18 protein-coding genes and 1 pseudogene are annotated in these 20,449 nt (G+C 47.1%); 9 read left to right on the top strand and 10 right to left on the bottom strand.

What is annotated here, in order from left to right; genetic code table 11:
* Positions 1–98: 98 nt before the first annotated feature.
* Complete coding sequence (locus BWI93_RS09865; RefSeq protein ID WP_094810707.1) at positions 99–872, bottom strand: response regulator; 774 nt, start codon at positions 870–872, stop codon at positions 99–101.
* 1,083 nt (positions 873–1,955) lie between these two features.
* On the opposite strand from BWI93_RS09865, the gene BWI93_RS09870 reads away from it, so the two are divergent.
* The 3 genes from BWI93_RS09870 to BWI93_RS09880 all read left to right on the top strand — a co-directional run bounded on the left by BWI93_RS09870 (position 1,956) and on the right by BWI93_RS09880 (position 4,066).
* Complete coding sequence (locus BWI93_RS09870) at positions 1,956–2,990, top strand: PmoA family protein (RefSeq protein ID WP_094810709.1); 1,035 nt, start codon at positions 1,956–1,958, stop codon at positions 2,988–2,990.
* Between the two features lie 91 nt (positions 2,991–3,081).
* Positions 3,082–3,600, top strand: coding sequence for an AAA family ATPase (locus BWI93_RS09875; RefSeq protein WP_303396363.1), 519 nt, complete (start codon positions 3,082–3,084; stop codon positions 3,598–3,600).
* 1 nt (position 3,601) lies between these two features.
* Positions 3,602–4,066 carry a methylglyoxal synthase gene (locus tag BWI93_RS09880; protein ID WP_094810713.1) on the top strand — a complete coding sequence of 155 codons (465 nt, stop codon included), beginning with the start codon at positions 3,602–3,604 and terminating at the stop codon, positions 4,064–4,066.
* 80 nt (positions 4,067–4,146) lie between these two features.
* Here the strand turns inward: BWI93_RS09880 and BWI93_RS09885 are convergent, their stop codons facing one another.
* The gene (locus BWI93_RS09885) at positions 4,147–5,316 is read right to left on the bottom strand and encodes an MFS transporter (RefSeq protein ID WP_094810715.1); all 1,170 of its coding nucleotides are present in this window, start codon (positions 5,314–5,316) and stop codon (positions 4,147–4,149) included.
* A gap of 47 nt (positions 5,317–5,363) precedes the next feature.
* Entirely contained in the window at positions 5,364–5,759 is a 396-nt protein-coding gene (locus tag BWI93_RS09890; protein WP_094810717.1) for a DoxX family membrane protein, read from the bottom strand.
* A 222-nt stretch (positions 5,760–5,981) separates the two neighbouring features.
* On the opposite strand from BWI93_RS09890, the gene BWI93_RS09895 reads away from it, so the two are divergent.
* Positions 5,982–6,512 carry a GNAT family N-acetyltransferase gene (locus BWI93_RS09895; RefSeq protein WP_141217420.1) on the top strand — a complete coding sequence of 177 codons (531 nt, stop codon included), beginning with the start codon at positions 5,982–5,984 and terminating at the stop codon, positions 6,510–6,512.
* A 64-nt stretch (positions 6,513–6,576) separates the two neighbouring features.
* Here BWI93_RS09895 and BWI93_RS09900 read toward each other — a convergent pair whose 3' ends face one another.
* Positions 6,577–7,011 (bottom strand): hypothetical protein, encoded by a 435-nt coding sequence (locus BWI93_RS09900; RefSeq protein WP_094810721.1) that lies wholly within the window; start codon positions 7,009–7,011, stop codon positions 6,577–6,579.
* Positions 7,012–7,180: 169 nt separating this feature from the next.
* Here BWI93_RS09900 and BWI93_RS09905 point away from each other — a divergent pair, with 169 nt between their 5' ends.
* Positions 7,181–7,807, top strand: coding sequence for a DUF1080 domain-containing protein (locus tag BWI93_RS09905; RefSeq protein WP_094810723.1), 627 nt, complete (start codon positions 7,181–7,183; stop codon positions 7,805–7,807).
* 215 nt (positions 7,808–8,022) lie between these two features.
* Positions 8,023–9,662, top strand: a pseudogene (locus BWI93_RS09910) (M1 family metallopeptidase).
* 162 nt (positions 9,663–9,824) lie between these two features.
* On the opposite strand, the gene BWI93_RS09915 reads toward BWI93_RS09910, so the two are convergent.
* Together BWI93_RS09915 and BWI93_RS09920 are read right to left on the bottom strand one after the other, a co-directional pair.
* Positions 9,825–10,010 carry a hypothetical protein gene (locus BWI93_RS09915; RefSeq protein ID WP_094810725.1) on the bottom strand — a complete coding sequence of 62 codons (186 nt, stop codon included), beginning with the start codon at positions 10,008–10,010 and terminating at the stop codon, positions 9,825–9,827.
* 52 nt (positions 10,011–10,062) lie between these two features.
* Positions 10,063–10,911 (bottom strand): SPFH domain-containing protein, encoded by an 849-nt coding sequence (locus tag BWI93_RS09920; RefSeq protein WP_094810727.1) that lies wholly within the window; start codon positions 10,909–10,911, stop codon positions 10,063–10,065.
* Positions 10,912–11,444: 533 nt separating this feature from the next.
* On the opposite strand from BWI93_RS09920, the gene BWI93_RS09925 reads away from it, so the two are divergent.
* From BWI93_RS09925 to BWI93_RS09935, 3 genes are all read left to right on the top strand, one after another.
* Positions 11,445–12,200, top strand: coding sequence for a DUF4290 domain-containing protein (locus BWI93_RS09925; protein WP_303396364.1), 756 nt, complete (start codon positions 11,445–11,447; stop codon positions 12,198–12,200).
* An 82-nt stretch (positions 12,201–12,282) separates the two neighbouring features.
* On the top strand, positions 12,283–13,590 hold the full coding sequence (murA, locus tag BWI93_RS09930) for a UDP-N-acetylglucosamine 1-carboxyvinyltransferase (RefSeq protein ID WP_094810731.1): 1,308 nt from the start codon (positions 12,283–12,285) through the stop codon (positions 13,588–13,590).
* Between the two features lie 130 nt (positions 13,591–13,720).
* Positions 13,721–14,689: a polysaccharide deacetylase family protein gene (locus BWI93_RS09935; protein ID WP_255157792.1), complete on the top strand. Its 969-nt coding sequence runs from the start codon at positions 13,721–13,723 to the stop codon at positions 14,687–14,689.
* 55 nt (positions 14,690–14,744) lie between these two features.
* Here the strand turns inward: BWI93_RS09935 and BWI93_RS09940 are convergent, their stop codons facing one another.
* The 4 genes from BWI93_RS09940 to BWI93_RS09955 all read right to left on the bottom strand — a co-directional run bounded on the left by BWI93_RS09940 (position 14,745) and on the right by BWI93_RS09955 (position 20,333).
* Positions 14,745–15,497 carry an NIPSNAP family protein gene (locus BWI93_RS09940; RefSeq protein WP_094810733.1) on the bottom strand — a complete coding sequence of 251 codons (753 nt, stop codon included), beginning with the start codon at positions 15,495–15,497 and terminating at the stop codon, positions 14,745–14,747.
* 132 nt (positions 15,498–15,629) lie between these two features.
* Positions 15,630–17,774 carry a carboxy terminal-processing peptidase gene (locus tag BWI93_RS09945; RefSeq protein WP_158242714.1) on the bottom strand — a complete coding sequence of 715 codons (2,145 nt, stop codon included), beginning with the start codon at positions 17,772–17,774 and terminating at the stop codon, positions 15,630–15,632.
* Between the two features lie 158 nt (positions 17,775–17,932).
* Positions 17,933–18,694: an FKBP-type peptidyl-prolyl cis-trans isomerase gene (locus BWI93_RS09950; protein ID WP_094810737.1), complete on the bottom strand. Its 762-nt coding sequence runs from the start codon at positions 18,692–18,694 to the stop codon at positions 17,933–17,935.
* 238 nt (positions 18,695–18,932) lie between these two features.
* Positions 18,933–20,333, bottom strand: coding sequence for a hypothetical protein (locus BWI93_RS09955; protein ID WP_094810739.1), 1,401 nt, complete (start codon positions 20,331–20,333; stop codon positions 18,933–18,935).
* Positions 20,334–20,449 lie beyond the last annotated feature (116 nt).

Below are 20,449 nucleotides of genomic sequence, written 5' to 3' on the forward strand. Positions count from 1 at the left end.
ACTGGGCCCACCCGGCAAGCGATACACTTCCGAGGCAAAAAAGTAATACTACTTTCAAAAGGGACATTTTCCTGGCGGGTAGATAGGGGTGTAGAAACTTACTGAATCTGAAAAATCCGCATAAATTCATCTTTGTATTGCCTTCCCAGCGGAATAGCAATCATATCCACCATCACTTCGCGTTCATTAAAACTCTTGATTTTACGAATGTTCAGAGCGTACGAGCGATGAACCCGAATAAGCTTTTCGATGGCTAATCGGTGTAGCGTCATACTTAGCGTTAATCGAATGGAATATTTTCGCTCATTCGTTACAATGGTGGTATGCGTATTATCCGCTTCCAGGTACAGAATATCTGCGGCATCAATTCGCACAAACTGATAATTATGTTTGATAAAAATAGACTGATCTATTTTCAGAATAACTTCGCGGGACAGGGTGTCTTTTTCCGATGCTTTAACGGCATCTTTGAGCGAATTATTTCCTTCACGAACGGAGAAGTTTTGAATGGCCAGTTCAATAGCAATATTCAAATTTGCCGTATTAACAGGCTTAAAAAGATACGCTGCTGGAAAGGTAAGTTTAGCCCGATCGCGGGTTTCTTTATCCGCTAAAGCAGTAATGTAAATAACAGCAACCGGACGAAAAGCCAATAGATGATTAATGGTTTCGATGCCATCCCACTCACCTTTGATATTAATATCACAAAGCACTAAATCAACCTGATTTTTCTGATAGATTTCCAGGGCTCTCCGACCATTGTTGGCCATTCCTACTACTTCATAACCCTCAGCCTCAAGGGTATCACACAAATCCATCGCCAGTACTGCCTCATCTTCAATAATCAATACACGGATTTGATTCTCTGACATACTCGTCAATTTTTACTAAACAAATGTCAAATAAGACTTGAATTTAGGTATTTACTACTACTTAATATTTCTATCGCTTAAGCATCTACGAATCTATCTGAATAAAATTGAATTTCTACAGGTTAAGTTTAAATTATTGGTGGTTTCTTAAAGGTGTAAAACTAATAAACGGGACCGAAGGGGCCCCGTTTCGTGCACATAATATTACAAAAATAATCTTTACTATAGGCGGGTAAAAAAACGGCGGCACCTTAAACACAGGAACCATTTAATTGGTATGAAAAAAAGTACAGTGCGAACCAGGGCAGGGCGACGACGACGTTCGATTTCAGTAGCCTTGCAATACGGACAACGGGTGGTGGTGGCGGTCATAGGCAAGCATTTAAACAGTAAATCAGGTAACCAGGGTAGAACTGTTACGAAGGCTCGTTCACCAGAAGTCTATAGCTACTGATGAATGCGGGTTGTGACCCCAATTGTACGGACCATACTCTAATTGAAAGGGTTCAGCTTCTTACTCGTTTGCCCTCTTATAAAAAACCTCCCCCCTTCGCTCAGAGTATCATGCATGGGTTAATTCAAACCGGAATCAAGGCTCTTATTCAAAACATACTCAATTGAGCTCTGTATCACTAAGGCTGCTTTGCCAGAAATCCTTTTGGCGGAAATTTCGGTCAGAAAGTGATGCAAGTATATAGCTTCAGGAAGTGTAAAGTAGCTAAATGTAGGTAAACATGCCGGTACAGGCTGTTAAGAACCTATTTTGGATAGTGAATGGAGAAGCGGGTTTAGAAAAGATGTCATTATTAAATAAATGCAAATTAATTTTTTGTTTTCCTGGATCTTATCTTATTAAATCTACTTTTAAACTCAGAATTAACCGTAGGAACGAGTATTTGTTCCTACGGTTAATTCTTGAATCTTTCCTATTTTAGCTTTCGCTGTCAAAGACGTATATTACTAACGGATTCCCTTATGTCAGGCAGTAGATCATCGGTTCAAAACAAAAAAATAAAAAGACCTTTGAGGGGTCGTACGCCCGGAAAAGGTCTTTTTTAGACCAGTACTTACAAAACCGATGGTATGAATCACGTCTCTAGACTTATCACCACCGCCCTGCTGCTTACGGGCACGTATGCTTCAGGCCAGAAATTGATTGAATTAAAGTCCAACGAAAAGGCTAACAAAATAGATGTAGTCGTGGACGGCAAACCTTTTACCAGTTATTTCTACCCCGGCGAGGCAGTACTAAAAAAAGCGGTATTGTATCCTGTATACTCGCCCCAGGGCAATCTGATTACCCGGGGCTGGCCGCTGGATCCCCGGCCGGGCGAACGGGTAGACCATCCGCACCACGTGGGTGTCTGGTTCAACTACGAGGACGTCAACGGTTACGATTACTGGAACAATTCCAACACGCCGCCCAACCCGAATGCCAAATATGGTACCATCCGTCATACGGGCATTAAATCCAAAAAGGACGGCAAACGGGCCGAGTTGACGGTAACCGCCGATTGGGTGGAAGACAATGGTAAAGGCAAAAAAGTACTACAGGAAACAACTACTTATTTCTTTACGGCTTCGGACAAACAACGCATCATCGATCGCATCACGGTATTGAAAGCCGTGGAAGATGCCCACTTCAAAGATGTTAAAGATGGTATGTTTGCCATCCGGGTAGCCCGGCAACTGGAACTTCCCTCGACGAAAGCCGAAAAGTATACGGATGCCAACGGTGTTGTAACTGCGGTTCCCAAACTTGACAATACCGGAGTAACCGGCAATTATCGTTCGAGCGAGGGCGTAGAAGGAGCCAAAGTCTGGAGTACCCGCGGTCGCTGGATGAATTTGACGGGAAAGATTGGTAAAGAAGATGTTTCCATTGTCCTGATCGATCACCCGAAAAACGTAAGCTATCCGACCTACTGGCATGCCCGCGATTACGGCCTGTTTGCTCTGAATCCCCTAGGTGAAAAGGTCTTTACCGAAGGAAAGAAAGAGCTGAATTATCAACTCAAGAAAGGTCAATCCGTTGTCTTTCGCTATCGCATGGTGATTACTTCGGGTAAACCCACGGATGCCGAACTGAATAAACTGGCGGACGCGTTTGCGAAATAAACTTTTGCAGGCTTTCCCGATATGAAAAACCGTAAGGCTTCTGCTTTACGGTTTTCGCTTTTTATAGATTTTTGCTTTCACGAAATTTTTAGTGACCCGATCCATGAAACAAGTCCTTATTTTAGTGGGCGTCAGCGGAAGCGGGAAATCGACCTGGGCCAAAGAATTCTGTCAGAATGAACCGAACTGGTTACGGATCAGTCGGGATGAACTTCGCCGCAGTTTGATCCCCGTATCCCTGGGAGCCTACTGGCACTGGCCCAAAGAAGATCAGGACCGGATTGAGCGGCTGGTCGATCGACTACATACGCGGTTGTTGCTGGATGCCTTACGCGATGGCTGGCAAGTCATCATGGACAATACACATTTGAAAAAGGCTTATTTCGACACGTACAAAACCTTGTTATTGCGTAACGTCCCGGCCTTTGAGATGCAATATAAACTGTTTGATCCACCCCTGGAAGTTTGTCAGGAACGAGATCACCTACGACCCGACTCCGTGGGAGCCAATGCCATTGCTCATCAGTATGCCTTCCTGCAGGAGTTAAAAACTACTTTTGATTTTAAACCTTTCACCTGGCCTGCTGCCAGCCCTAACCTAGTAATTTGAAATGCCAAACCGACACCTTACCCCCCATAAACGCATTGCCCTGGTGGCTCACGACCATAAAAAGGCTGAAATCTTAGACTGGGCGATTAAAAACCGTGATTTTTTAAGTCAACACCAGCTTTTTGCAACGGGTACTACGGGCCGGCTTTTGGAAGAGACCTTGAAGGTCCCGATTATCAAACTGCTTTCGGGTCCGCTGGGAGGTGATCAGCAGATTGGAGCCATGATTGCCGAGGAAAAAATTGATGCAATTATTTTCTTCTGGGACCCCATGGAATCACAGCCGCACGACCCGGATGTGAAAGCTCTTTTACGATTGGCCGTCGTGTGGAACATTCCCATGGCCTGTAACCGGGCTACCGCCGATTTTCTGCTAACTTCTCCCTTCATGCATCAGGAGTACGAATCGCAGTTGACCGACTACAGTACGTATTTAAAACGGCAGGTTCGGGAAAACCTGACCTAAGTACTGACTTTAAGATGCCTTCGTTGTACAAGAAAAAGCCCCATCCGAATGGATGAGGCTTTTTCTTGTACTCGTATGAGTTAAGCCAATACTTCGGTTTTTGCTACACTTTTCTGACGGAAATACATCATCACGGCCATCAGGAAGCCCGTAAAGGCCAGCATCGCTCCTACCCACTGCGGCGAAGTATAACCCAGACCCGCAGCAATGGGAAGGCCACCCAGATAGGCACCCAAAGCATTACCAATATTAAAGCCCGCCTGACTAACCGACGAAGCCAGCATTTCGGAACCGTTGGCGGCCCGAATCATTAGAATCTGGATGGGTGCTCCAAGCGTAAACGAAATGGCTCCCGTTACGAAGGTCATGACCAGTAATGGTATTTTGAAGGGAGCTACGAAGGATACCACGATCAAACAAACCACCATTAAGGATAAGAATAAAGCCGTAGCTTTGATCGGTGAAATGGAATCGGCAGCCATCCCGGAGATGAGATTTCCTACGGCCATTCCAACGCCCGCCAGTACTAAAATCCAGGTAATCTGATCGCTTCTGAAACCGCCCACTTCCGTCAATAACGGAGCGATATAGCTAAACCAGGCAAACAGTCCGCCCGTACCAATTGCCGTAATACCGAGAATTAGCCAGGGTTCAACCCGGGTAAACAGTTTCAGATCTTTCAGGATACTAGACTCACTGACGGGTGGCATAGCCGGCAGTAACTGTTGAATACTCAGGACCGTAATCAGTCCAACGACCGCGATAATCAGAAAGGTAATCCGCCAGCTCATGGTATGGCCAATGTACGTACCCAGCGGCACGCCAATGATATTGGCAATGGTCAGTCCGGCAAACATCATGGAAATCGCTTGAGCTTGTTTTCCCGGCGTAGCCAGTCGACTCGCCACTACGGCACCTACGCCAAAAAAGGCTCCGTGCGGTAGACCCGAAAGTAAACGGGTCAGCATCATGATTTCGTAATTTGGGGCAAAGGCTGACAAGGCATTACAGAAGGTAAACATAGCCATCAAGCCCAACAGGATCTTTTTGGGCGGGTAATTGCCCGCGATGCCTACCAGCAAGGGAGCTCCCAGTACGACACCCAGAGCATACGCCGAAATCAGGTGCCCGGCTACGGGAATGGAAATGTTAAGCGTACGGGAAATATCCGGTAAAATTCCCATCATGACGAACTCGGTCATTCCGATCCCAAAGCCGCCTACGGTGAGTGAAAACAAACTTTTTTTCATAAAATTTTCAAAAGGGAATACGAACCAACGTATACAAAGGGGAACTATTAGCGTAGTCGTTTGTCGACCGCATAAGCATTATGCGTATCCACAAAAACCAGCAAAATACAGCAATACGCCGCGTGAATGAGCTGGCTGGGAATGGCCCCCCAGTCTTCAATCATCGACGAACCAAAAATCAATAAAATCATCACTACCGCACCTGCCACTAAAGCCTGACGCGTCATCCAGCCGATCAACAGCAACACTCCTACCAGCAACTCAGCCACTGGCAACGCGTAACTAAAGGGCAGCACCAGTACTTCGGGTAACATGGAATCTTTAAATTTCCCCAGCATCCAGGCACTGAAACCGTTTAATTTAGGTATTCGTACCAATCCATGGCCCAGCATACTCATGGCCAGGGCCAGACGAGCCAGTATAAAAGCAAGGGTCTGATTCATAGATAGAAACAGTCAGTAGGATAGATTGATCATTACGATACAAAGTTCAGTAAATGATTCCAGTTAAATTAAAAAAGTACAAAAAACGTTTCCAATTCTATAAATATTCTAATTAATTGGTTCGTCAATGCAATTGACTTCAATTGGAATTAAAATAAGGCAGGTGTACGAACACATTCATTCTTGTTTTCAGGCACGTTCGGTTCATTAATTTTTTCTGTCATGTCATTTTCTCGCGTACAGGATAGCCATCATCCTCAGTTTTTACAAATCTGGAAGTTGCTGGAAACGGCCTTCCATCCGGGCGAACGTCGCTCGCTGGCGTCCCTGAAACAAGTCGTACTAGAAGAGCAAATGCACTTGCTTGTTTGGGGAGAATCGGTACAGGCAGTAGCCGTATTGTGGAAATTCGGGGAATTTAATTTTCTGGAATACCTGGCAGTGGATCCCAGCCTGCGGGGCCAGGGCTTGGGTACCACGCTAATGCAGGCCTTACTGGCGTCCTTAGAAAAACCTTTCCTGCTGGAAGTACAACCGGGTACGGACGCCCCGAATCAGGCCCGAATTCGATTTTACCAGCGACTGGGCCTGCACCTCAATCGTCACACGTATTTTCAGCCTCCGTACCAGCGAGGCGGGGAAACGTTCCCCTTACAAATCATGTCAGCCCCACACTTACTCAATGAAGCTGATTTTCTGGCGTATACCTTGCTCATTAAAAATGAAGTCTACGAGCAATGGTATGAAGCTTAGTAGGCCGAAAACAAAAATTGCCAGCAAAGGCTGGCAACTCTTTGGAAGCACGAATTTCTGCCTCCTATTTCTTTCCCAACAAGCGGTAAGTCAGGCCCGCAGCGAGTCCGCCAGCCAGGTACCAGCCGATGGTCATCAGTTGCGTGGCCGTTGTGCGGTTACTGGGTTTTTCACCCAATCCCAGCGGACCTGGTAAAAAGACGGCTCCTAACCCAGCGGCTAAGCCTAAAATGGCTCCGTTTCGAACGCCATTTTTGGGCGAGTCCAGACTGACAAGGCCGTAATAGGTAGCATTGGAAGCAATATCACCCGCCAGGGATGCTTTGTGAAGCGTTTCCTCGGAAGGCGAAATACCCGAAGGCAAAAGTTTAGACAAAGCCCGTTTGCCCAGTATATCAATACGCGGAGCATTGGGAACGGTTTTACGAGCGGTTTCGTGCAGGAGTGTGAGCGTACAGGCCCCCACAAACCCGCTGGTAGTTGCTGCTAAAGAATCCATAGGTTGTTTCGTCGTTTTGTGCCAGTATTGTAAATAATGTATGCCAGTATTCACTAGCGATTCAGCCAACCGGCATTGGTTTTACGTATGTAAGGCATCCGTTTGTTTCAACAAACGATTAGCTTTACAGTTCTGAGTTCATAAACCTCTATTTTTCTTTCATAATCGTATGAAAAAACAACTGCTAGGCCTGGCGATACTCGCTGGCCTGAGTACGGCCTTTACGCCTCCCAAACCCAAATGGATTTCATTGTTTGATGGAAAAACCCTTAATGGCTGGAAAGTCGGTAAAAACGCTGAAACTTTTCACGTCGAAGACGGTACCATCAAAGTAGCCGGACCAGTGGCTCACCTGTTCTACGAAGGGCCTGAACAACCCTTCAAAAATTTTGAATTCAAGGCCAAAGTAAAAACGATGCCGGGTTCCAATTCCGGTATTTACTTTCATACGGATTACCAGGAATCGGGCTGGCCAGCTAAAGGCTACGAAGTGCAGGTCAACAATTCACACACCGACTGGAAACGCACGGGTAGTTTGTACAACGTACAGGATGTGAAGGAAGTGTACGTCAAAGATGGGGAGTGGTACACGGAACAAATTACCGTAGAGGGTAAACACGTAACCATCAAGATTAACGATAAAACGGTCGTTGATTATACCGAACCCGATAATGCCGATCGACCCGCCGACATGAAAGGCCGGGTGATTAGTTCGGGGACGTTTGCCTTACAGGGCCATGATCCGAAGAGTGTGGTATATTTTAAAGATATTCAGGTACGCCGCTTACCCGACTGATCGGAGCTTAAGACCAGCTAATGAGATACATAAATTTTTAAAAGTCAGAAATTTATGTATCTCATTTTTATACTTTGACGTTATAGGCTTATCAACCGTTATGCTATAGGAATTATGCCTTACCCAGTAGCTATTTTACCTTCCATAGCCTTATCTTTCGAGTAAATTACGTCTTACTCCCTTACCCAATACGCTATACGTTTTGTAAATTTTCTATGCGATTTACCTTATTTACCTTGTTGCTTGTAGGGTTAATGTACCCAGCCCATGCCCAGACGTATGAATTTACCCGCAATGACACCCTTCGGGGTACAATCACACCCGAACGTTCCTGGTGGGATCTGAATTTCTATCGGTTAAACGTTCGATTCAACCCTTCTGACAGTTCCATCAAAGGCAGTAACCAGGTTTTGTACCGGGTACTCAAACCCGCTCAGGTACTGCAAATTGATCTTCAGCGGGCAATGACCATTACCCGCGTTGAACAGGATGGAAAGCCCCTAACCTACCGTCAGGACGGGGATGCTTACTTTATCAAACTTACCAAACCACAGGTTGTCAATCGTACGGAATCCCTTACGGTTTATTACGAGGGCAAGCCGCATGTAGCCCGGAATGCTCCCTGGGATGGCGGTTTTGTTTTTTCCAGAGACAAAGCCGGCCAACCTTACATTGCAACGGCCTGTCAGGGACTGGGAGCCAGCTCGTGGTGGCCCAACAAAGATCACCCCTACGACGAACCGGACAGCATGATGATCAGCATTACGGTTCCCAAGCCCCTGATGGACGTTTCCAACGGACAGCTCAGAAGGGTGATTGACAATTCTGATCAAACCAGAACCTTTGAGTGGGCCGTCGTTAACCCCATCAACAACTATGGCGTAAACCTGAATGTGGCCAATTACAGTCACTGGTCTGAGACCTATCAGGGCTTGAAAGGCCCGCTGGCTTTGAATTTTTACGTGTTACCGGAACATCTGGAGGTCGCTAAAAAGCAATTTCAGCAGGTTCCACAAATGCTGAAAGCCTTTGAATACTGGTTTGGCCCCTATCCTTTTTACGAAGATGGGTACAAACTCGTGGAAGTGCCGTACCTGGGTATGGAACACCAGAGTTCGGTTACGTACGGAAATGGCTTTAAAAACGGCTATTTGGGTCGCGATTTGTCGGGTACAGGCTGGGGTTCCAAGTGGGATTTATCATTGTCCACGAGTCGGGACATGAGTGGTTTGCGAATAGCATCACCAATTACGACGTCGCCGATATGTGGATTCATGAAAGTTTTACCAACTATTCTGAATCACTGTTTATTGAATACTATCACGGCAAAGAGGCTGCCGCCGCCTACATCATTGGTTGCCGGAAACTCATCCGGAATGATCGGCCGGTCGTAGGTACGTATAACGTAAACCATTCCGGTTCGGGAGATATGTACTACAAAGGTGGAAGCCTGTTACATACCATTCGTCAGATCGTCAACAACGATGAACGCTGGCATCAGATGTTGCTGGGCCTGAATAAAACGTTTTACCACAAAACCGTAACGGGTGCTCAGGTAGAAGCGTTCGTGGGTCAATCATTAGGTTTGAATTTAACCAAAGTGTTTGACCAGTACCTCCGCGACATCCGTATCCCGACGCTGGTATACCGCATTAAAGATCATCAGCTGGAATACCGCTGGGAAGATTGCGTAGCTGGTTTTGATATGCCCGTCAAGGTAAAAATCGGCGAATCAGAAACGCTAACGCTACTGAAACCAAGCCCAAACTGGCAGAAGCTAAAAGTAAAAGACGCGACTTCTATTGCAGTCGATCCCAACTTCTACGTAAAAACTAAAATGCTTTCAGCGAAGTAATACGAAGGACTGGATCAATCAGCGGTGTAGCTTTCGGAAGTGTTGGCTATCGATAAAAAAGACCCGAACGGCTCATCCGTTCGGGTCTTTTTTATTGGTAGTCAAGCAAACGTGAGCCATTAGAGGTTGCCGTATAAGATGATTTAATGTCTGGAAATCGGCTCAGTCGCTCTGTCCCCCTTTCTCTCTGGGAAGGCGATTTTTTGCTTTTAAAGCTTCGTGTAGTAAATATTCAATTTGTCCGTTCAAACTGCGAAATTCATCGTCGGCCCAGCGTTGTAAGGCCTCCAGTTCATTCGGAGCCATCCGCAGTACAAATGCTTTCTTCGCTTCTTTTTCTTTTGCCATGTTATCATTCTGGGAAAACCTACCCTCTTCCTTGCCTCCCGTGCTTCTCGCATTAATGATACAAGGTACCCGCATTGATCACCGGATTTGCCGACTTGTCCGAGCACAACACCACCAGCAAATTACTGACCATGGCGGCTTTTTTCTCTTCATCAAGCATGACAATCTGATCCTCGGTCAGGCGTTTCAGGGCCAAATCTACCATTCCTACGGCACCTTCCACAATTTTCGTACGGGCAGCGACCATCGCCGTTGCCTGTTGCCGCTGTAACATGGCGTGGGCAATCTCTTCGGCATAAGCCAGGTGCGTAATGCGGGCTTCCAGTACGCGTACGCCCGCCCGGGCCAGCCGTTCGCGGAGTTCAGCTTCCAGCTTTTCGTTGATCAAATCGCCACCCGAGCGAAGCGTAATTTCCTGCTGATCGTCGTCGAAATGATCATAGGCGTAACTGCCCGCCAGATGCCGCAGGGCGGTATCGCTCTGTAGCTTGACGTAGTGCTCGAAATTGTCTACTTCAAATTTAGCCTGCACCGCGTTTGCCACCTGCCAAACGACTACGGCTCCAATGACAATGGGATTACCCAGATGATCGTTTACTTTAATTTTATCACCTTCCAGACTCCGGGCTCGCAGGGAAATTTTGATTTTGGTGTACAGCGGATTCGACCATTTAAAGCCTGATTCCTTGACTGTACCTACGTAATTACCGAACAAAACCAGCAATTTCGCCTCATTAGGGTTTACGATGAAGAACCCCGGCGACAAAAGAACCGCCAGAATCAAAGCCCCAATGCCCATGACCTCATTCGTTTGCATAAATACCAGAAATACCCCCACGAGGAGCAGTACTACCAGAGCCATGATTGCCCCGGACAACGGTCGTATAACTTTTTCTTCCATAGTATATTGATATTAAAATGATATTACAATACTATCACTTTTTGAGCAAAACTGAAAGTCACGATGCTCCGAAAGTATTAGAGGTAAATGCGGGGGAAGAATCGTTGGAAAGTACCCATGAACGGTAGAAAGATGCTTGCGTGATCTCTGGAATAGTCAATCCAGTGAGGACGTTTGGTAAATGGCGTAAATGCGTGCTTTTATCTTTCGGCTCGTATGGTTTTTTACGTACGACTGGAAAGTATTGTCCCCGTAAAGCGTTTTTAATTCACTAAGACTTCTGGTACATTACTTGTGTAGTCAAAAGCGTCCGGTTGATTCAGGGATACCGGTTAGTGGTATTTTTCTGCTTTTAAAGCGTAATTATTTTACCAGTTCAGAGGTGAAATAACCTTGGAACTTGTATCCTTCTTTTTACATTTGCAAAACTTCACGAGTACATTGGGTTGACTCTTCGCTCGGTTACGCCAGACGCTTGGTCAGGGCTTTGCCACATTCTACAACCCATCTACCTCGTCCACTGAAAACAACACATTCGATTGAAAGAATACGGAAGTAATATCCAAAAACTGGTGGACTATCTCGTAACGATTCAGGAACGCGAGAAACGCACCAAACAAGCTTACGTTCTTATTGAGCTGATGCGGCAAATTCACCCTAATATGAAAGAGGGGCAGGATTATACCAATAAGCTCTGGGACGACTTGTACATCATGTCGGGTTTCCGCCTCGATGTAGACAGTCCGTTCCCTCCGCCGTCGCCCGAGGCCATTGGAAAGAAACCGAACAGTGTTCCTTATAATACGCATAATTTACAATTCCGTCATTACGGCCGTAACCTGGAAGTGATGGTCGAAAAGGCCATTTCGCTGACGAATGAGTACGAGCGTTGGGCTTTCGCCAGTTACATCGCCAAAATGATGAAGAGTTTCTATACGGCCTGGAACAAGGACAATGCCGACGATTCGACGGTATGGGAACACCTGCGTATCATCTCTAAAGGCGGCCTGAACGCCGAAATTGATCGTATTAAAAAAGAAGGCTACCTCGATATTGCTCCCCGCGACCGGTATTCAAGCAATACGGGCGGTGGAAACAGCGGTGGCGGTCATCACCACTCCTACTCGCATACGCCTCATAATCGTCCGCATCGCAATGAGCGAAACGAACGGCCGGATCGAAATGAGCGAAATGAACGCTCTTCGTCGTTCCAACGCCGCAACGGACCGCCGAGCAACAATCGCAATAACAATAACAGTCACTTCAATCGTAATAACCGCAAAAAATAGTTTATAGGATACCGTTCCTCAGCAAGGGCTGTACGTAGCCTTTTGCCTGAGACTGTTCACCCCATAAACGGTTCATCAGCTAATGGCTTCATTTAAAGTAACAGGAGGAAAAAAACTGCAGGGCGAGATCATCCCGCAGGGTGCAAAAAACGAAGCACTTCAGATTATCTGTGCGGTACTTCTCACGAAAGAAACCGTCACGATTCACAATATCCCCGCCATTCGTGATGTCATCGCCCTGATTGACCTCCTGGGTGATATGGGTGTGAAGCTTACGCATTTGAGCGAAACGTCCGTACGCTTTCAGGCCGATGACGTCAATCTGTCGTACCTCGAAACGGAATCGTATAAAACCAAAGCAGCCTCGCTGCGGGGTTCCGTGATGATGCTCGGACCGCTGCTGGCTCGTTTCAAAAAAGGAAGAATCCCCCGGCCCGGTGGTGATAAGATCGGCCGCCGTCGCCTGGATACGCACTTCCTGGGTTTCGAACGCCTGGGTGCAAAATTTGACTTTGATCCCGAAGACGGCGGTTTCTATAAAGTGGATGCCTCCAACCTCAAGGGTACGTACATGCTGCTGGACGAAGCGTCTGTTACGGGTACGGCCAACGTTCTGATGGCTGCCGTACTGGCAGAAGGCACCACCACCATTTATAATGCCGCCTGTGAGCCCTATTTACAGCAGTTATGCAAAATGCTGGTACGCATGGGTGCGAACATCTCCGGCATTGGTTCTAACCTGTTAACCATCGAAGGCGTATCCGAACTGAATGGTACGGAACACACGATGTTACCAGACATGATTGAAATTGGTTCCTTTATTGGGATGGCTGCCATGACGCAGTCGGAGCTGACCATCAAGAACTGCTCCGTACCTGATCTGGGAGTTATTCCGGCCGTATTTCAGAAGCTGGGCATTAAACTGGAAATTCGTGGTGACGATATTTTCGTACCCGCTCAGGATCATTACGAGATTGAAACCTTCATCGATGGTTCCATGCTAACGGTAGCCGATGCTCCCTGGCCCGGCTTCACGCCCGACTTGCTGAGTATTGTGCTCGTAACGGCCATCCAGGCGAAAGGAACGGTACTCATTCACCAGAAAATGTTCGAAAGCCGCCTGTTCTTCGTGGACAAACTCATTGAAATGGGGGCTCAAATCATCCTCTGCGATCCCCACCGGGCTACAGTCGTGGGCATGAACCGGCATATTCAGTTACGCGGCATCCGCATGACTTCACCGGACATCCGGGCGGGCGTATCGTTGCTCATTGCTGCCATGTCAGCCAATGGCGTTTCCATTATTGATAACATTGAGCAGATTGATCGTGGCTATCAGCACATTGATACGCGACTGAATGCCATCGGTGCAGAAATTATACGTCTGTAATCAACGAATGGTAATAAAAGCCGGTGCCTAAGGGTTACCGGCTTTTTGTTTTTAAAGGATGCTTAACTTAACGGATTCAAGTACAGTCAACTATTTTCACCTCTCTCCTGCTATGCTGTATCGTTCACTTTTGCTTGCAATAGGTCTTATTGGCCTTCATCAAGGTACTCACGCCCAGACTTACGCTGAAAAACTCGGATTTCCCAAAGACCGAAAAGTCATCATTTTACACGTGGATGACGCCGGAATGAGTTACGACTCGAACGAAGGTACCCGTAAGGCCCTTACCACAGGTGTAGCCAATTCCACGAGTGTAATGATGCCTTGTAGCTGGGTACCGCATTTCATGAATCTGGCCCGTCAAAACCCTACCTGGGACGTAGGCGTACACCTGACGCTTACGTCCGAATGGGCGGGTTATCGCTGGCAACCGCTGGTAGGTAAAGAAAAGGCTCCGGGCCTGTACGACACCCAGGGATGTTTTTATCCGAGTGTGGAAGAAGTAGATCGCCACGCAATGGCCGACGAAGTAGAAGCCGAAATACGAGCCCAGATTGCCCAGTTCCGGGCTTTTGGTCTGGAGCCTTCGCACCTTGACTCACACATGGGTACGCTGTTTCAGCCCAAGTTTATAGAACGGTACATCAAAGTGGGAATTGAGGAAAAAATTCCGGTCATGTTTCCTGGCGGCCACAACACGCTCATCAATGCTAGTCGGAGTCTGGATGCTAACCTGACTAAAGCCATTGGACAAAAACTGTGGGCGGCTAAATTACCCGTCCTTGACGATTTGTTCAGCGATACGTATGGGTGGAATTTACCCGCTGGTCAGCAACCTTCTGATCAAAATCTGAGAGCTTTCAAAACGCAGAAATACGTGGAGCTGCTGAAGTCCTGCCGACCTGGCCTCACCATGATTATCATGCACTGTACCGATCCCACGGTTGTATTCAATCGGATCTCGGATTCGGGGCCTACGCGGAAAGGTGACTTACTGGCAATGCTAAACCCGGAACTCCGACGCTACATTGAGGACAACCAGATTATATTGACAACCTGGCGGGAGATTAAAGAACGTCGTTTACAAATCAAGGAATAAAAAAGAGCGGCTTCCCCAAATGGAAGCCGCTCTTTTTTTCAGAGATCTAAGCCGTTTATTTCAAAGGTGAAAAGTCCGTTGGGACGAGGTATACCGATGTTACAGACTCGGTCAGTGAGCCGTTGGCTAGCTTCTCCGAGGCCGTCCGTACCGATACCCACTCGGGATCCTCCCGAAAGGCTTTGAAAGCCGCTTCTCCGGCCTCCTTACTCTTTTGGGTAAGCAGGTACATCAGGATGTTGTCGGTATTGTCTTCGGTCCAGTACACCAGATTCGTCATCCCATGCTTTTCAAATAGTTTGGTGGTATGATTCCGGAAGCGAGCCAGCAACAGGGGCAAGTTATAGGACGTCGTTTTGTAGGTTCGTAATTGGAACACCCGATTGCCCTTCTGATCAATCTGAAGCTGGGGAGAGAAATCAGTCGTATGGAAAAACTTACTGATCACTTTTGAAACAATACGGCCATTTTTTTCGGACTCGGAAGAGACCTTCTTCCATTCCGGATCACTGCCAAACGCTTTCCAGCTCGAATCCCGAGCTGCCCGGTTTGGGTACGACAGGAAGTAAATCAAACAGCTATCCGGCTTGTGCTGGGGTACGAAATAACCCACGTTCGTCATGCCATGTTTTTCGAAAATCCGCATGGTGTGATTACGGAAACGGGCCATCAGGTCGGGCTGTTTACCTTCGGGTGAGTAATAGACCCGCATTTCGTACAGACGGGTATCCAAAGGAGCTGGCGTATTGGGTTGAATAAAAGCAGCAAATAAACCTACGCAACAAAGCAGAAGTACAGCAGAACGCATGACGTTAGAGGTTAAATAAGAAAGAAAGCAGACAAAGGTCTGCTGAAATCCGTAATTAGATGCGTACGATCATAAAAAAAGAGAGCAGAATTTTAACGTTCTGCTCTCTTAACTATACGATCTATACGAAGTTTACTTCAACGAAATCCAGTCAGCCAGAATACGCGTGGTTTCTTTTAACTCGGCATCTTCTTTAAATTTGCTGATGAAATTTTCTTTCATCTTCTGGCGGGTATCTGCCGAGGCTACATCCTGACCAGGCATTCCTCCACCCGAAGCTCCCAACTGAGCAATCTTGTCGTTGAGCAATACTACTTCGTAAGGGTTTTGCTTGTCCGTTCCTAGCTTCGCCAGTTCCTCTTTCCGTTTCTTAGCTTCTTCCAGTTCCTTCCGCCGAGTGGCTTCATTAAGAGAAATCATTGATTTATCCTTGTTTTTCAGGAAATCTCCAACCTCTGCCGAAAGGCGTAACAAGTCAGGATCAGCTTTGAAACGTTCGTTATACCGACCCCGGAGTTTATCCAGTACATTCGGCGTCAGGCTCGTGTATTCCGTGAATACGCTCGGCTTGATCTGATCCCAGGGCAAAGCCGTAGGTTGTGAGCTTTCGCCAAACTCTTCGGCACTGAAACGAGAAGGCAGCTCAATATCAGGCGTTACCCCTTTATGTTGCGTACTGCTACCCGTAATCCGGTAGAATTTAGCCCGGGTCATTTTCAGTAAACCTACCTTATCCGTTTCCTTCGGCAGGAACTGATTCAGATCCAGCAGCTGCTGTACGGTACCTTTTCCGTAGGTCGTACCACCAATGATGATACCGCGTTTGTAATCCTGAATAGCTCCGGCAAAAATCTCGGAAGCAGAAGCACTGAAGCGGTTTACCAGTACGGCCAGCGGCCCAGCGTATACCTGTTGCGGATCCGGATCATCGTCCGCATCAATCCGGCCCATGGCATCTTTTACCTGTACGACTGGACCGTCTTTAATAAATAGACCCGTCAACTTGATAGCTTCATCCAGTGAACCACCGCCGTTGTAGCGTAAGTCCAGTACCACACCGTCTACTTTAGCCTGCTTAAACTGTTCCAGGAAACGCTGTACGTCGCGACTGGTTGAGTTATAGTCCTTGTCGCCCTTCCGCATTTCTTCGAAGTTCTGATAAAAGCCCGGCAGCGTAATGATTCCGATGCGGTACTCTTTCTTCTCGAACGTCATCGGTACTACCTCGGCTTTTGCCACGCCTTCTTCCAGCTTTACCTTATCCCGCACGATTTTAATCTCGCGAGGCATACTACCCGGCAACGCATCCGACTTCAGAATATTCAGTCGAACCGTCGTTCCTTTCGGACCACGAATCAGTTTCACTACATCGTCCAGACTCCAGCCCACTACGTCGACCATCTGACCCGAAGCTCCCTGCCCTACACCCACGATACGATCATTTTCGTGGATCAGACCACTCTTCATGGCGGGTCCGCCCGGTACCAGTTCACGTACTTTCGTATAATCATTCTCGGGCGTTAGCGTAGCACCAATGCCTTCGAAAGACTGAGCCATTTCATCCTTAAAACGCGAAGCATCCGGCGGAGCCATGTAGCTCGTGTGCGGGTCAATCACTTCGGCGAATGAATTCATAAATGTCTGGAAAACGTAGTCGCCTTTTACCTTGCTGGTCTGTTTGTCCAGATTGGTATAGCGTTCTTTTAACAGACGATAAATAGCCGTATCCTTCTTACCCTGAAGCTTATAATCCAGAGCCTGGCTTTTCACGATTTTCTGCCAAAGTTCATCCAATTCGGCAGGTGTTTTGGCCCAGGATACTTTATCGCGATTGGTTTCGTACGATTCGTCCTTGGTAAAATCGAAAGGTTTATCCGTCAGTTTAGTTACGAACTGCATCCGTTCGTGAAAACGCTTCAGGAACAGATTGAAGAGATCATACGCGGGCGTTAGATTACCGCTTTGCAGGTAATCATCCATCTGGTAGCGATACTTTTCAAACGAGGCTACGTCCGAAGCCAGCAGATAGGCTTTACCATTATCAACTTCTTTCAGGTAGTTATCCCAAACTTTGGTCGAAAGCGAATCATCCAGCGGTACCCGACGATAGTGGTAGGACGAAAGAATGGTAGTCACAATCTTTTCGACCTCTTTCTGAGAAGCAGTGGGAGCTAAAACAACGGGCTGATCGGTACTAAGCTTCTGAGCTACTGAAGGACGTTCAGGCTGAAACCCCAGTAACACCAGCGGCACAAAGGCGAGCAAATAGCTTTTCATAGACATGTTATCTTGAGGCGTTAATCGTCGGAGATGCGGGACATTCGTGGACTTTTCAAGTACGTATTCCTGAAAAAAAATAATGCCTACATCGTCACTCTAGCCTTGGCTCCTCTTTTTTCGTCAGAATAGAAAGTCGGCGTTGGGCCCAACGATTTTTACTTTTCAATTTCTAATAATTCAACATCAAAAATTAAAGCTGAATACGGCTGAATCTGACCGGCATTCCGTTCTCCGTACGCAAGTTGATACGGAACAAACAGGCGGAATTTTGAACCAACCGGCATTAGTTGCAACCCTTCCTGCCATCCCTGAATGACGCCATTAAGCGGGAAGCTGATGGGCTCACCCCGATCAACGGAGCTATCGAATACGGTTCCGTCAATGAGAGTTCCGTGGTAATGGGTTTTTACTTTATCCGTCAGGGCCGGTTTGGGTCCCGTACCTAATTTCAATATTTTGTATTCCAGTCCACTAGCTGTAGTAACAACACTATCTTTCGTTTTGTTCTCTGCCAGGAATTTTTCACCAGCCAAGCGATTTGGTTCGTATTTCTTAGCGTTTTCAGCCTGCGTTTGTGCCTGTGCCTCGGCTTGCTTGGACTGCATCTGCTGACTGAAATTTGATAAGGTAGCCTGGTATTGATCCTGGGTAAGGGTAAATTTCTCGTCTTTGGAATCCCGGATAGCTTTCGCTACCAGATCCAGATTAAGACCTTTCAGCATCGGGTTTTTCAAACTGCGGGCCATGTCCATACCGATGGCATAACTCACCGAATCCATCGGCGTCTTCAAGCCTACGGCGGCAGCCGCCGCGGGGACGGGCTTTTTCACGGCAGGTTTAGGGGCGGGCTTCTTAGCTTGGGCAAAGGCCGTCATGGAACATGACACCAGCAGAATTGCAATACTACTTTTTTTCATGAAAGAATACTTTCGGGGAAAACATCCGAATTCCTGAAAAGGATGAGGATTTGAAATGATTAGAATGAACGAAGATATAAATTACTTTCTATTATTTCCTTAAACGCAAATCAACGGCAAAAATTATGAGATGAACGGACAAAAAATACGTTTACGCCCCTTTCAGGCCCTTTGATAGCTTCCATAAAAAAAGCCGTACTGGTATGACCAGCACGGCTTTTCGGACTCATTGATAGCTCTAGTTTATCAAGTGTACCAGTTCACCCTGGTTTTTGATGGTTTTTGCATAAAACAGGCCACTGACCGAAACCCGATGATCCTTCTGAATGGTAACTTCAGAACTGTACGCGGGTATACAGTTGCAATTCCAGGTTGAGGGATCTGACCAGGCACCGCTTTTAAGGGAAGTCACATTTACCGGATCAGGCGTTGCTGAAACCGGAGCTTTAGCCATGACTGGAGTCGATTTGGTCAGGAACGAAATATTTTTCTGCGGTTCCGTAATGGCACTTACCCAGCCTTCAGCGGCTCTTTTCTGACCATTCTGATTGAAGTGCAGGTTATCCATACGTCCATCACTTTCGATGGTATTCAGATCGGGGCCCGCGTATACGTCACTGACCGTGGCCACCAGGTTAAGCTGAGCCCGCGTAATGTGTTCTGACGAGTTATCAGCATCTCCCGGATTGTACCTCCCGTAACATTTGCCCCCTATCCAGCAATCCTGAGCAACCAGCCAGGCTAGGCGACCCTCGCCTACTTCCTCCCGGGTTTTTGCAATGAGTTTAATGTAATCATCTTCAAACGATTTACCCACGCTACTCCGGTCATTCACCCCATGTCCGGATAGAATAGCCCGGATACCGGATTGCGGAACATACTTTTTCAGGGTGTTGCGGATATTAATGTACGGATGCCGAAGATTGTAATTGATAAAACCGTGTTGGAAGGGAATGTTGTAAGCTGCTTTATAGGTCAGTTCAATATTAGTTCCCCCGATAGCTGCGTTGTAAAAAAGTACGGGTACTTGCAGGCGTTGAACCAGCATTTCGCCCAGTCGTCCCCAGAACCAGCGAGGAGCTCCGGGAGCCATTCCACACTGTTCGCAAAGCTGCGAAGGAGCCAGAGGCGGTAACAGGTCTGCACTGGCCGTCTGATACCAGTATGCATTCCAGTTGGGAGACGTTTCCCGAAAATCAATCGTATTTACCTGATCACGAAATACCTGGTTTGACTCTTCGTACGGAATGGAAGGGCTATACCCATCCCCTCCCTGTGCATTGGAGTGACCTACCACAAGAAAGACTTCTCCAATCCCTACTTTTTCGACTTTAGCGATGGAACCTACTTGTGTTTGTCCCTGTACCCCACGAATTTCAAGATCATAGCGACCGCCAGATCCCTTCAGGGCTCCACTAAATACGCCATTTTGCGGGTTGTTTTGAATCGTCTGCCAATTGGTAGCTGTACCTCCTTCGCCTGAACGAGGCACCAGGCGAGCCTGCACCGCACTAACGGCCTGGCTGATTTTACCTGTTATGTACAGGTCGGCCTGATTGGCGTTATCGCGTTGGATGACGGTACGTGTGACCGGAAAAGAAACACTAATCTGAGCATGTGCAAATGAAGTGATTCCCATTGTGGCAGTCAACAGAAATCCTTTGAGGAACGGGCAAAAGTTCTTCATTGATAATATGATAAGGTAAAATTTTGGCGGCAACCGTACCTTTTATGCTCTCAATAATCGCATTAAAA

Origin of the sequence: Siphonobacter sp. BAB-5385 (assembly GCF_002261125.1) — a bacterium.
In the GTDB taxonomy this organism is placed as follows: domain Bacteria; phylum Bacteroidota; class Bacteroidia; order Cytophagales; family Spirosomataceae; genus Siphonobacter.